This window comes from Paenibacillus sp. GYB004, from assembly GCF_036577605.1.
Classification (GTDB): domain Bacteria; phylum Bacillota; class Bacilli; order Paenibacillales; family NBRC-103111; genus Paenibacillus_AB; species Paenibacillus_AB oceani.
In genome coordinates this window covers 74,473-87,815 of sequence record NZ_JARBDB010000072.1, presented here as the reverse complement: position 1 = coordinate 87,815, position 13,343 = coordinate 74,473, and the positions used below count along the sequence as shown (strand labels likewise).

The 13,343-nt window shown below is 54.4% G+C and carries 10 protein-coding genes; 9 read left to right on the top strand and 1 reads right to left on the bottom strand.

The genetic code is table 11. From position 1 onward, the window contains the following. The first annotated feature begins 25 nt into the window (after positions 1 to 25). The 7 genes from PV433_RS32495 to PV433_RS32465 all read left to right on the top strand — a co-directional run bounded on the left by PV433_RS32495 (position 26) and on the right by PV433_RS32465 (position 8,262). Positions 26 to 814, top strand: a complete 789-nt coding sequence (locus tag PV433_RS32495; protein WP_332076109.1) for a hypothetical protein — start codon at positions 26 to 28, stop codon at positions 812 to 814. A 294-nt stretch (positions 815 to 1,108) separates the two neighbouring features. Next, positions 1,109 to 2,434 carry an ABC transporter substrate-binding protein gene (locus tag PV433_RS32490; protein WP_332076108.1) on the top strand — a complete coding sequence of 442 codons (1,326 nt, stop codon included), beginning with the start codon at positions 1,109 to 1,111 and terminating at the stop codon, positions 2,432 to 2,434. Between the two features lie 20 nt (positions 2,435 to 2,454). Beyond that, positions 2,455 to 4,302 (top strand): right-handed parallel beta-helix repeat-containing protein, encoded by a 1,848-nt coding sequence (locus PV433_RS32485; protein ID WP_332076107.1) that lies wholly within the window; start codon positions 2,455 to 2,457, stop codon positions 4,300 to 4,302. 379 nt (positions 4,303 to 4,681) lie between these two features. Then, positions 4,682 to 6,181 carry an IMP dehydrogenase gene (locus tag PV433_RS32480; RefSeq protein ID WP_332076106.1) on the top strand — a complete coding sequence of 500 codons (1,500 nt, stop codon included), beginning with the start codon at positions 4,682 to 4,684 and terminating at the stop codon, positions 6,179 to 6,181. Positions 6,182 to 6,196: 15 nt separating this feature from the next. After that, complete coding sequence (locus PV433_RS32475) at positions 6,197 to 6,526, top strand: DivIVA domain-containing protein (protein WP_332076105.1); 330 nt, start codon at positions 6,197 to 6,199, stop codon at positions 6,524 to 6,526. Between the two features lie 149 nt (positions 6,527 to 6,675). Next, complete coding sequence (locus PV433_RS32470) at positions 6,676 to 7,695, top strand: stalk domain-containing protein (RefSeq protein WP_332076104.1); 1,020 nt, start codon at positions 6,676 to 6,678, stop codon at positions 7,693 to 7,695. A 99-nt stretch (positions 7,696 to 7,794) separates the two neighbouring features. Further along, positions 7,795 to 8,262, top strand: a complete 468-nt coding sequence (locus PV433_RS32465; protein WP_332076103.1) for a RidA family protein — start codon at positions 7,795 to 7,797, stop codon at positions 8,260 to 8,262. Positions 8,263 to 8,459: 197 nt separating this feature from the next. Here the strand turns inward: PV433_RS32465 and PV433_RS32460 are convergent, their stop codons facing one another. Beyond that, positions 8,460 to 9,875 (bottom strand): extracellular solute-binding protein, encoded by a 1,416-nt coding sequence (locus PV433_RS32460; protein WP_332076102.1) that lies wholly within the window; start codon positions 9,873 to 9,875, stop codon positions 8,460 to 8,462. Positions 9,876 to 10,149: 274 nt separating this feature from the next. Here PV433_RS32460 and PV433_RS32455 point away from each other — a divergent pair, with 274 nt between their 5' ends. Both PV433_RS32455 and PV433_RS32450 read left to right on the top strand, forming a co-directional pair. Next, a complete protein-coding gene (locus PV433_RS32455) occupies positions 10,150 to 11,448 on the top strand; it encodes an ABC transporter substrate-binding protein (protein WP_332076101.1) in 1,299 nt (432 codons plus the stop codon). A 45-nt stretch (positions 11,449 to 11,493) separates the two neighbouring features. Further along, complete coding sequence (locus tag PV433_RS32450) at positions 11,494 to 13,227, top strand: right-handed parallel beta-helix repeat-containing protein (protein WP_332076100.1); 1,734 nt, start codon at positions 11,494 to 11,496, stop codon at positions 13,225 to 13,227. Positions 13,228 to 13,343: the final 116 nt, after the last annotated feature.

Below are 13,343 nucleotides of genomic sequence, written 5' to 3'. Positions count from 1 at the left end.
CCTTGCAACCGGAAGGGGTTATCCAATGAAGATGATTGCCAATCCCAAAGTGAGCGGCTTCGTACCTGTGTGGGCACCGTTCAAAGGATTTTCCCTCTTGTTCGACAATCCGGGGGACAGTTACTCCAGATTAAACGGTTACCCGGAACTGGAGAAGATGGACTGCCGCAGCGGCAGTCCCGAGCTTGCTTTTTATCAAACGTTGTGGGACGCAAGCAGTAAAGCGAGCGAGCTCGTCTGCACTTACTTGTTCTGTGCGCTGCCGTTTCATTCTTATCACGTAACGGTGTGGGACGGCCTGAACGATTTCAATGTCCGCAGGCTGCCCGATCGGGCCCGGTTAGAAGCGGAGCAGTGGCTGAGAAGCTTGCCGGCCTCGTTCGATTCCCGACATCCGCTTCTTACCGTTCCTGACGGCGAACCGATCGGCATCCGCATTGAACCGATCGAATTCGAATACGACTGCCTGGAGAAATGGAACAACGCCTCGATTGTAGCCAGACTAAAGCCAACGGACAGCCAGGCGGAAGCTGTACTTAGCGGCATTGAGAAGGAAAGAGATCGATTGAATGGCGAGTTCGAACAGCGTTTCGGCTTTCCGACAGCCGCACCGCAGTACCGGCCGCACGTCTCGATCGGATATTTGGCCAATAAACAGCTGGGCGAGAAGGCGGAGGAGGCTGTACAGCGATTACATGCTCAGCTTGCGCCGGCGATTAGCGGGCAGCGGCTCCGTTTCTCCACCATCGGCATGTACGGGATGAACGATATGGAGACGTTTTTCAGGCGGGCGGGACGTTCCGACGGGCGGTAGTTCCCGATCTTTACAAATTCTTTACCGCAAGTTAACATACCGATGATATCTTGAAAATTGGCAAGGGAATGTAATGTTCTCTGGAATGTAATCGATTACGAAAAACGGTTGCAAAATTTTGCTTCCCGTTCCGGCAGTAATGAATTAAGCTGAGGGGGTGAGGATGGCCGAACGGTGTAGTGCGAAGAAATCGATCGTTATTGCCGGATGCAGGATCGTACAAACAGGAACGAACGGGTTTGTCTGAAATGTAATCGATTACGAAAATTTCCGATGGGAAGGGAGTCCTCGCAAATGATCCATTCTAGAAAAGTAACGATTCGGATAGGTGCGGCATTACGCTACATCGTTCCCGCTGCGGCGCTGATTGTACTCGCCGCATGCTCGCAGTCCGCGGAACCTGCACCTGCCGCCAAGCCGGAAGAGAAAGCCCCGGACCCGGTAACGATCAAGATCGGGGTGAAGAAGAGCGGTTATTTGACGGATGAAGAATTTAAACGGTTTTTTGCCGATTCGGTCAGCAAGGCTTACCCGTGGATTACGGTCGAACGGGTCGACTACGACGACAAGCTCATTCCGGAGATGCTGGCATCGAACGGTGTGCCCGATATTATCGTAACGAATAACGTCAACGGAATTCCCGCGATCAGCGAAGCCAAGCTGCTAACCTCGCTTACGGAAGGGCTGAAGAAGCATTCGGTCGATCTGGCCCGATTCGAGCCGCAGACGCTGGAAGCGATCCAAGCCGCCGCGCAGAGAGACGATCTCGTAGCGATTCCGTACACCAGAAGCTTCAGCGCCTTGTATTACAATAAAGACATTTTCGACAAATTCGCCGTGCCGTATCCGAAAGACGGAATGACGTGGCAGGAAGCGACGGAGCTGGCGAAGCGGCTCACCCGTATGGACGGGACGACCCAATACCGCGGACTTGAGCCTAACGTTCCGGAACGGATGGCGATGCAGCTGTCCTTGCCGTTCGTGGACCCGAAGACGAACCGTGCCGTTATTAATAATGAGCTATGGAAAAAGGTGCTGCTTCAGGCGGCGGAAATCTACTCCATACCGGGCAACGGCAAGCATGCATGGAAAACGGCCGGCATCAACGCTTTCACCAAAGACCGGACGCTCGCCATGCTGGCCGATGTCAACATCATCACGACCGCCCGGCTGGGAGAACTGACCGATCTCAATTGGGATTTTGCAGCCTACCCGGTATTTCCCGAAGCGCCGGGCAAAGGAATGGGAGCGGATCTGCACATTATGGTGCCGACGAGTATAAGCAAATATCCGGACGAGGTGTTTAAAGTGATGACGACCGTCATCTCCGACGAAGTCCAGCTCGATATGGCGAAGCAAGGCAGGAACAGCATCATGAAAGACGAGAAATACAAGACGGCGTTCGGGCAAGACTTGCCGTTCCTGAAAGGCAAAAATATTGCAGCTGTGTTTAAGACGACAACCGCCGCTCCGTATACGCCGTCCCTGCATGATACAAGCTCGATGACGTTGATCCAGGCGGAGCTCCGCAATATATTCCAGAAGGGCAAGGACGTGAATTCGGCGCTGAGAGATGCGGAAGAGGCGATCAACAACAGCATTAAAGCGAAGGGACAATAAAACACCGGGAGGTGGGCGGGATGTCGAACAATTCATACGACAATCCTTCGTCGGAGGCCAGATTCAACCGGAGAAAGCTGCTGCAGTCGCTCGGCGCAGCCGGTGCCGTTATGGCGGTTGGCTCCGTCGGAGCGGCAATCGCTCACGGCAAGTCTGCCGATTGGGAGCAATCGGGACGCGGGAACCTATCGGTTACGGAAAGCGTTTACCCTGGTCACCCTAATCCGGACCGGCACGGGACGGAGGGCTGGTACGATGTGAAGCGGCTGGGAGCGGTTGGAGACGGAGTGACGGACGATACGGGGGCGTTCGAACAAGCTTTGCTGCATATGAAGATGAGGGGCGGCGGAGTCGTTTACGTGCCTCCCGGACAATATGTCATCACCCGGGTGCTCCGGTTGTACAGCCATACGACGATCAAAATGGAAGATGGGGCCGTACTGAAAAAGCTCGGAAATCCCGACTCCAATCTGAAGCTGTTCGTGAACGGGGATATCGGCGATGCTGAATATGCAAGCGGCTACGGCGGCGATGGCAACATCACGGTCATCGGCGGGACGATCGATCTGTGCGGGAATACGTTTCCTCCGACCAACCCGTCGCGCAACTACCAGGCGTTCGGCATTGCCCACGCCGACAGTGTTCATATCGAGAGAGTCCGGTTTATTAACGGGCATAACGGGCATATCATCGAATTCAATTCGAGCCGCAATGTCAAGCTGCTTCACTGTTTGTTCCAGGACCAGGTGGTCGCTTCGACCGGCCAATACGAGATGGTGCAGATCGATTTCGCCTCAGCCGAAGCGTTCCCCACATTCGGCGCGTTCGACGATACGCCATGCTGCGACGTACTGATCGAGGGCTGTACGTTCGTGAACGGACATAGAGGAGTTGGCACTCACGGCTCGAAGTACGACAGTGCGGGCAAGCAGGTGTTTCACAGCAATATCCGTATCGTGAACAACTACTTCAACCAGATCGCCGATATTGCGATCAAGCCGGAAAGCTACCGGAACGCCGTGGTGGCTGGCAATACAATCGAGAATACGGGAAGTGCGGGGATCGCGGTATACTCGTGCCGGAATACGATTATTGCCAACAATACCGTAAGCTATGCCGGCTTGCACGGCATTACGATTTCCCGCAAGACGAGCAGCGTATTCGACGAGCCTTCCGCCGACATCACGGTATGCGGCAATGTGCTGAACAACATCGCGTTTTCGCCTTTTCGAATTATCGGGGGAGCGGGGATTGTGGTGGACGGCAACATCGGGTCGACCTCTAATCGCGAAGGGGCCTATATAACGAATACGGACGATCTTGTGCTGCGCAATAACGTCTTTCGGGGAGTCGGTCAGGCGCAACACGGGCAATATTACGGCATTCGTGCCGACAACTGCTCGAATGTAGACATAGCCGGCAATTCGCTCAGTAACGCGGGCTATACGAATAATTACAAATACGCGATCTACATCCCCGCTGGCAGCACGGGCGTGAAGATCTCGGGCAATACGGCCGCACCGGGAGTGTCCGGAACGATTCGCAGCGACTCGGCTGACGCCGTCATCGCTATGGAGAGCGGCGAGCGTATGCTGACCGGGAGTCTGAATGTTTCCAGCGGAACGGTCGTGTTGAATGACGATATAACGAAATACAGAACGCTGATCATCGCGACAGGCTCCGTCTCCGGCGGCGGTTTGCGCCACGAAATCGCAAGAGGCTGGTATACGTCTGGCTTCCGGCCCGGGACGGACTTCCTGAATGTCGCCACCTCCGGCGGCAAGCTGGTCGCATCCATTGATACGCATACGCAGCTTACCGTCGTAAGCGCGAGTGACCCTTTAAGGTACGTGATCGGGGTTCTGTAACCGGGCAGCCGGTCAATCAAGTATTCCCTCCATGCAGAATCAGGCTTGGAGGTTTTTTTACTTTGATTGCTATATTAAGTTGAACAAACATCCTCGATGGTAAAACTCAATGCAATGGAGAAAAGAAATTAGCTTGAAAGCGAGTTTTGGCTTGGAGTGTCAACAATCCGAAGGCCAATTCAAATCGAGACACTCCAAACAAGATGTCTGAAGCTTCAAGCAATTTTTTCCGGAATGGAATGGACTTATCTTTAGTTCAACTTATATGGCATCCTTCATAGAAGAACCTCAAGATGCAAAAATATCCGTTGCTTCTTTCATAATCGTATGGTATGATTGCAAAAATTTATCGAGAACAAATAATGGAGGGCAGAGGAAAGTGGCTTATTATTACACAGAACCATCGAGGACGTTTAGCGAATATTTGTTGCTGCCGAACTTGACGACAAAGGACTGTACGCCGGCCAATGTCAGCTTGAAGACGCCGATCGTAAAGTTTAAGAAGGGCGAGAAGCCCGACGTATCTTTGAACATTCCGTTCTCATCTGCGGTTATGCAGGCGGTATCCGACCATGGTATGGCGGTCGCTTTGGCGCGGTGCGGCGGAATTTCGTTTATTTTCGGTTCTCAATCGGTGCAAGACCAGGCGGAGATGGTTCGTAAGGTAAAAGGCTATAAGGCCGGATTTGTCGTGAGCCGCTCCAATTTAACTCCTGACCATACTTTAAAAGATGTGCTGCAGTTAAAAGAGAAGACCGGGCACTCGACCGTCGCCATTACGGACAACGGCTTGCCGACCGGCAAGCTGCTCGGGATCGTAACGAGCCGGGATTACCGGGTCAGCCGGGATGCGCAGGATAAGCGGGTAGCCGATTTTATGACGCCGTTCTCTTCGCTTATTTATGGCAAGTCCGGGATTACGCTGTCGGAAGCGAACGATCTGATCTGGGAGCATAAGCTGAACTGTCTGCCGATCGTGGACGGCCATCAAAACCTCGAATACCTCGTTTTCCGCAAAGACTACGACGCGCATAAGGAAAATCCGCTGGAGCTGCTCGATTCGAACAAAAGCTACATCGTTGGAGCCGGCATTAATACGAAGGATTACGAGGAAAGAGTCCCTGCTCTGGTGGAAGCCGGAGTCGACGTGCTCGTCATCGACTCGTCGGACGGTTATTCCGAATGGCAGCGCGAGACGATCCAGTACGTGAAAGCGAACTTTAACGCCAAGATCGGAGCGGGTAACGTCGTGGACCGCGAAGGCTTCCTGTATCTGGTCGAAGCGGGAGCGGACTTTGTCAAGGTCGGAATCGGCGGCGGTTCGATCTGCATAACCCGTGAGGCGAAAGGGATCGGCCGCGGCCAGGCATCCGCTCTCATTGAAGTTGCGCAAGCCCGGGACGAATACTACCGGGAAACGGGCATCTATGTTCCGATCTGTTCGGACGGCGGCATTGTGCACGATTATCATATTACACTGGCGCTGGCTATGGGCGCGGATTTCGTTATGATGGGCCGTTACTTTGCCCGCTTCGACGAGAGCCCGACCCGCAAGCTGCGTGTCGGCAATAACTTCGTTAAGGAGTTCTGGGGCGAAGGCTCGAACCGTGCGCGCAACTGGCAGCGGTACGACACGGGCGGCAAGCAGGGCCTGTTGTTCGAGGAGGGTGTCGACTCGTATGTGCCGTACGCGGGCAGTCTGCAGGAAAACCTCGATAAGACGATCGGCAAAATCAAATCGACGATGTGCAACTGCGGTTCACTCTCCATTGAAGAGCTGCAGCAGAAGGCGAGAATTACGCTCGTATCCGCAACCAGCATCGTTGAGGGCGGCGCTCATGACGTCATCCTGAAGGAAAGCAGCCTGTCCGAAGAATAAGGAGGCGCTGAGCAGATGTCCGAGCGGAATGCATCGCATTTGAGCAAATACAAGCTGTCTTTAAGCCCGCTGGATATATACAATCACGAGTTCGATAAGCAGCTGCGGGGTTATAATGAGGATCAAGTGAACGAATATCTGGATATCATCATCAAAGATTACGAACGCTTTGTGGTGATCCTGAAGGAGCTCGAAGGCAAGATCGAGACTCTGGAGGCCCTGGTTCAGGAGCGGCACGTGGAAAGCCGGATCGAACCGGAGGACCCGCTTAGCCAGATGCAGCGCCGGCTGAGCGATCTGGAGCTTCAGGTGTTCGGGGAGAGACGGGACGGCAAGAAGTGGTGAAGCAGATATAGCGTTATACCGGAAGAGAGTCTGCCTGTGGGCGGCTCTCTTTTTGTGCTGCCTGCACAACTTTCCTGTTTTAATTAGGTATATATTGGAAAATAGTACTCGGCCGTCTGGAGGCCGGGACAGATTAGGAGAGGATGCGGATGAAGAAAGTGTTGTTCGGACTTGTGCTGGGAATGATGCTGGGGGCGGGCAGCTCCGTCTGGGCGGCGGGAGAGTCGGTGCTGCAGGCGGTGAAAGCTGCCGTGTCGCTGCATATGAACGGGGAAGCGGCTGCCCTGCCTGCCGGGTACGAGATCTTGAATTATGACGGTCATGTCTATGTTCCGCTTCGCTATATGGCCGAGCAGATGGGAGCCGCCGTCAGCTACGACGAACGGAGCCGGACCGTATCCGTTTTGTCGAACGAAGCCGGGCCTCTGCTGCACGATCCGGATTACCCGGAGATTTACGTTGGCGGATTACAGGTAAGTCAAACAAACGGGAGTTCGGTGGTGACCGGTCTGGTGCTGCTGGATGATACGATGTCCACCATAGCGCGGGAGAGGATACCTTATGCGTTCCGGGGAGATCTGGTCTTCTACGACGGGCAGAGCGAAGTGATCGGGCGAGCCGGTATTAGCCAGCGCTTCCATGAGGATGCGGAAGGCGGACCTTATCGGGTGCAGCGTTTCGAAACTCCGGTGGAAGGCGGAGCCGATCTTTCAGGATATGCCGATGTGCTGCTGGTTGGCGGCTTTTTCACGTATCAGGGCCCCGATTCTGATGCGGGGGCGTTGGGGCCCCCGATACCGGCCGTCATCGCAGACGGGGTTGAGCTGCCTGTAGCTGTCGGTACGTATTGCTGGTTTGGGTGCGCCGAGAGAAGCCTGCTTGGAGTAACCCAGGAGTTGCCGATACAGGCGGTCGCCCCCGGGGCGGCTATCCGGACTTCCTTCAAAGGCAACAACCGGCCGACCCATCTGCTGCTGTACCGGCTGCATGCGGACGGGACGATGGCGGAGATCCAGCTGATGAACGGCGGCTTCGCCGCTCCGGAGCAGGAAGGGGTTTATTTCTACGCGGTCAGGGCGGTATGGGACGGGAAGGATACGTTCGGGGGAGACGCTTCTTACGGTTTCGTCGTGAAGGTTGAAGCGAACCCCGTTATTGACACGCAGTAAAAGCAAACGGTAGAGTTAGGAAGATGAGACAGCCTGCGGGAGATAGTCGCAGCAGAAAGCCATATCCTATCAATCAAAGATCATGGAGGCGGATGGAACATGGATCGTCAAAAGTATGAAGAGATTAAACAATCGCTAGGATTTAAGCCTGCTCCTGCAAGCAGCGGGCCTCGCGTCATTTTGCCGGTACGGGTGGAGGGGAATCTCGCCTATGTGTCCGGTCACGTGCCGTTCTCCGGAGGAGAACTGCTGTACAAAGGGCGGATCGGCGTCGACGTGTCGATCGAAGAAGCGAAGAAGTCGGCGGCGTTGTCCGTCATTAACTGTCTCGAATCGCTCGACCGCGAGATCGGTCTGGACAAGGTGGACAAAATTCTCAAAGTCAACGGCTTTTTGTCCTGCGCCGATCATGTTACGGAGCATCCGGTCATCATGAACGCAGGCAGCGAGGTGCTGATCGGCGTGTTCGGATCGTCCGGCGAGCATGCCCGGGCCGCTCTGGGCATTCACACGCTTCCGCTCGGATCCTCGACTGAGGTCGATATGATCGTGTCTTTGAAGGCTTGATGCGACAATAGGTAAAGAGGTCAGGGGCAGCCATCGGGCTGCCTCTTTGCCGTATGAATCTTAGAGTGAGGCGGGCGGACTCGTATTGCCGCTGAGCATACCCGCGTCTCTCTGCGTGTCCGTCAAGGGTTCGTTCCTGTCCGATGCCGGGCGGTTTCGCCGTCTGTCCGCAGTCGGACGGCCGGATTCTGATTCGTTTAGCATGCACCGTCTTTCCGCAGCAGAGATGTGATCCGTTCGCTCAATGTGTGTTCGTCGATCAGACCGGACCAGAACATTTTGAGCAGATGGCGCAGGGGCTCGAAATCCCGGGCCGGCCAGTGGAGCTCCGAATGCAGCCGGTACGAAGGAATGATTTCGCGGAACAACGAATAGTGTCTCGGCCGGTTCAGCCGGGGTTCCTCCGGGACCGGAGCTTCTGCAGCCTGCTTCATGGCGGGAATGCTGACTGTGTGTCGGCGGATCAGACTCTGCGCCCTTTCGGAGGTCATATAGTCTACGAACTGCCGGGCCGCTTCTTTATGCTTGGAGCGCTTGTTCACGATCATACCGATCGAGAGCAGCAGCGTAATCGGGATATGGATATAAGGTACCGGCGATATGTCGTAGTCGAGGCCGGAATGCTTTAGGTCGTTTAAACTGCTGTACGTAGCCAGCATCATCGATATTTTTCCTTCCAGAAACAGACGGCTCGCATCCGTGCTGCTCTCGGACAAGTAGCCCGGGAAGATGTCTCTATCACGGATCAGCTCCCCGCACAGCCGGATGCCTTCCATCAGCCGGGTTCCCCGTATGTCCCCCGGAAGACCGCCATCCCGTAGAAAAGATTCGCCGCTTTGGAGCAGGAAGAGCGGCCATCGGTTCTCCGATACTTGATAAAAGTAAAAGCCGTGCTTCTGACCGGGCACGGTCAGCCGGGCCGCTGCCTGAACGAGATCGTTCCATTTCCATCCGGAGTCCGGCTCCAGCAGCTTCGCTTCGCCGAAATGAGTCCGGTTGTAGCAGAGCACGACCGGCGAAAATGTTACGGGCTGTACATACAAGGTGCCGTCAGCAGTAAAAGCCTCGTTCAGGAACGGATAGATACCCGCATTTGCCTGCTGCTCCTCCAGCAGCCCCGTATAGCCGCTTTCCGCGAGCTCGTTGAAATTCATGTTGTTGAGCGTGAAAATGTCAATCGAGCCGCTCTCCATCTGCTCCCTGATCGATTCGATATAGGTGCGGCTGGTGAATAGACCGCTTGCCGTTCCGGTAACCGGTTTGACGGCAACTGCAGGATGAAGGGCGTGGAAATCATCGAGCAGCCGCATAAACTCCAAATCCCGCGTTATTGAAGGCATGCAGCCTACGGTTACAGTGATCCGTTCCCGCTCCGCCGACTTGATCACACGGCTGCCGACTTTATCGATTTTGACAATAAAGCCTTCGTCCACCAGCACCTCGAGTCCTTTGCGCACCGAATTGTTGCTGAGCTGAAATTGCTCGGCGAGCGTGCTCTCGGCAGGCAAATAGTCGCCAATGGAGTAGGTGCCCTCTATTATGCCGCTGCGCAGCTGCTGAACCATCGTTTGAAGGCGGGCTCGGAACGTTTTGCGGCTAGCTTTCTCGGACATAATCTCACCTTTCGATCTAATTGATATTATGATTGTATATGAATTACATATGGATTAAAAGGGGGTAGAGGATATTTATTTCTCTTTTTTTTGTTTGGGAAGTTAGTTTGCAACAGAATGAAGTGTGAAATACGTTTTTTTGGTAAACAAAAACAATGCATTGACAGCGCTTTCTAAATATCATTATAATCATGATGTGAATTAATGAAGAGTTTTTAACTATTAATTCATATCAATATGAATTTAGATGTGAATTAGTCGGAGGGTGCGAAGGATGAAACGGTTATTTACGGCTGTATGTTTGTTGGGAACGGTTGCATTAACCGCTTGCGGAGGAGGGAAGGAGGACGGCCAGCCGGAGAAGCAGGCGAAGGAAGCTCCGGAACCGTTCACGATGACAATTTATGCGGCGGGAGTCAAGGCGGAAGAGTTTGACTCCCGATTCCGCAAGGCGCTGGAGAGCAAGTTCCCGCATATTACGTTCAAGTTCAGAACGAGCGACAAAGGCTCCTCGATTCAAGAGCTCGTCGCCCAAGGCGACATTCCCGACCTGATCCGAACCGATATTCCTTCATTGAAAACGTCCTATATCGACCTCGGTCTGGCTTACGACTTGCGGGAGCAGTTGAACGTCCACAACTATTCGACAAGCCGGTTCAATCCGGTGTTCGTGCAGGAAATCGTCGATGTAGTCAAGACCGGAGAGCTGTACGGCTTACCCGTTCCGCCTTATTTTCCCCAAGTGCTGTATTACAACAAAGATTTGTTCGACAAGTTCGGCCAACCTTACCTGAAAGACGGAATGAGATGGGACGAGGTTTACGAATTAGCCAAAAAGCTGACGAGGGTAGACGGGGATCGGATCTATCGGGGATTTAGCGCGGGGACGATCGCACTGCTGAGAGACAACCCGTATTCGCAGCCGATTCTCGACCCGAAGGCGGACCGCTTAGCTAATCCGGACGTGTGGAAAACGTTGTTTGAAAATCTGAAGCGGTTTTACGATATCCCGAACAATACGATTGCCAAGACGGCGGTTGAGGAGGGGGCGGTATTCGGTCAAGGCCGGGTCGCGATGCAGGTGAACCAGTACAGCATCTATGTCAATTTGCCGCCTGAGCTCAATTGGGACATCGTATCCGCTCCTACGATGGACGGAGCCCCGAAGCTGATGCCGCAGCGCGGCCCGGCCTACTGGTCGATTACGAAGCAGAGCAAGTATAAGAGCGAAGCGTTCCAGGCGATCATGACGATGCTGTCGGAGGAAGTCCAGATGCAGGACTCGCGCGGCGGTATCCCGACTACGCTGGCGAGCAAAGAGATCGCAGCCAACCTTGGGAAAGACCATCCGGTGTACAGCAAGAAAAATACGGGGGCGGTCAACTACTATGCGCCGATTCCCCCGACGGCCAAGCGCGAGGCCGGGCTGGCCGACGTCCCTCTGGGCACCCAGCAAAATCTGGTCGCAAACACATTTCAGAAAGTCGCAACAGGCGAGATGGACATCAACACAGCCCTTAACGATGTAAGCGAGAGGCTGAGAAAAGAAGTCGAGAAAGAAAAAAGCAAATAGGTGCACCCGGGTTCAGTCCCTAATATAAATACGGGAGGCGGTACAATGCGGTTGAAATGGTTTAATTGGCTAGCTCTTGCGGCAGTATTCTTTATGGTATCCCCGGCGATGCCGGCACGTGCGGACTCGTCCGAATTTCGGGGAGGCAAGGAATTCGGCGCGATTGGCGAGTATGTCCGGCAAGTTGTGCAGCAGGCTGTGTACGGGATCGATCCGAATCCGATGCGGATTTATTCGGTCCAGGATTACGGCGCCATAGGCGACGGAGTCGCGGACGATACGGCTGCGGTTCAGGCGGCGATCGATGCGGCGGGTGAAGCGGGCGGCGGTGTCGTCTTCCTGCCCCCGGGAACCTATAGCGTCTCTCGGACTTCGCCGGCCCGGAATTATAATTACAGCCTTTTGATCAAGGAAAGCAATGTGACGATCGAAGGTTCGGGCATGGGCGTATCGATTCTTAAGATGGCGGACGGCCAGAACGGCACGATCCTGCGCACTGTCATCAATAATTCCAGCATCGACGGCCCGCTGGCCAAGGCGCTCAGCAATATTCGGATCGCCAATCTGACCATCGACGGCAACTGGAACAATGTGACGTGGGCCGGGCCGACGGGTATGGAGAGCAGCGGGATTTATGATCAGAACGGCCTGACGCTGTCGACCACCTCGAACTCGAAGGTCGAGAACGTCCATGTGAAGCATATCGGTCAGGATGGGATTTCCGGCGGCTCGAACCGGAATTTGACGATCGTGAACAGCATCGTCGAGCATACCGGGAAAAACAATATTGCGATGTTCCAGTCCACGGGAGTGAAAATCGTCAACAATACGCTGAGAAACGCCAACGATTCCCCGGATGGAGGCGTCAGCAAGCCGTACTACAATACGTCCACAGCCAAATATTCCAGCATCGCTTTCGCCTATTCGCCGGTAGTCACCTTTACAGGCACTACGAGAAATTTCAGTCTCGCCGTCGGCAACAAGATCGAAACGTCCACGGGGCGCGGAATTAGTGCAGACTACCAGGCAAATAACCTGCTTATAGAAAGCAATATTATCGAAAGTACGTCCGGACGCAATCTGATCGGCTTGCAAATGCCGAACAATGTATCGCCGCTTCCGTCCAGCTATTTGATCGCCAACAACATCTTAAGCAGCAATGCGCCGTCGCCGGGAGGCACGCGTACGATCAGCGCCGTGAATTTGCAAAATTTGCTCGTTACCGGCAACGTGATCCAGGGAGGCGGTCTGGGCATCGTGCTGGACCATGTGGCGAATTCGACGATCGAGGGCAACATCATCGGCGGAATCGGCAATGCAAGCGCCGCATTTGCGGGAATCAACATCCGGGCGAGCGAAGGTATTACGGTCAACTCGAACGATCTGCAAAACTCTACCGTCAAATTTACGGTTAATCCTTCGGCCAATATCCGAATGCTGCATAATCAGTTTGGCGCTGCGCCAACGGGACTGACCATGCTGACGGACTTCTCGTCCTTTAATAATCAGGGATACGATCCGTATGCGGCTCCGTTGACGGCCTCCTTCGCTTGGAACGCCGTTACGGTACCGGCCGGAGGTTACGCGGAATATGATGTGTCGGTGCAGGGTGCGCTGCCCGGACAGTTTGCTCTGGCCGGAAGCAATACGAGTACGGGAAGTCTCGGCGTCAGCGCGATGGTTGTCGGTCCGGACCTCGTCCGGGTCGTGCTGACCAACCTGACGGGCTCCGCTATAAGCTTGCCTGCGGGCAACTGGCGGGTGCAGGTAATGCGGTAGATGGGACGCCGTTGTACGGTGAAGGTGCCATCGGCAGCGGCAACCTAATCGGGTGACGGACGGCGAGGGTTGATATAGCATATAATGGAAGTGTTGCAGAGCAGGTTCCTTTTGCG

Coding starts and splice junctions, on each gene's coding strand:
- PV433_RS32455 (WP_332076101.1), top strand. CDS start 10,150: ATGAAACGGTTATTTACGGCTGTATGTTTGTTGGGAACGGTTGCATTA.
- PV433_RS32460 (WP_332076102.1), bottom strand. CDS start 9,875: ATGTCCGAGAAAGCTAGCCGCAAAACGTTCCGAGCCCGCCTTCAAACG.
- PV433_RS32495 (WP_332076109.1), top strand. CDS start 26: ATGAAGATGATTGCCAATCCCAAAGTGAGCGGCTTCGTACCTGTGTGG.
- PV433_RS32465 (WP_332076103.1), top strand. CDS start 7,795: ATGGATCGTCAAAAGTATGAAGAGATTAAACAATCGCTAGGATTTAAG.
- PV433_RS32475 (WP_332076105.1), top strand. CDS start 6,197: ATGTCCGAGCGGAATGCATCGCATTTGAGCAAATACAAGCTGTCTTTA.
- PV433_RS32490 (WP_332076108.1), top strand. CDS start 1,109: ATGATCCATTCTAGAAAAGTAACGATTCGGATAGGTGCGGCATTACGC.
- PV433_RS32450 (WP_332076100.1), top strand. CDS start 11,494: ATGCGGTTGAAATGGTTTAATTGGCTAGCTCTTGCGGCAGTATTCTTT.
- PV433_RS32470 (WP_332076104.1), top strand. CDS start 6,676: ATGAAGAAAGTGTTGTTCGGACTTGTGCTGGGAATGATGCTGGGGGCG.
- PV433_RS32485 (WP_332076107.1), top strand. CDS start 2,455: ATGTCGAACAATTCATACGACAATCCTTCGTCGGAGGCCAGATTCAAC.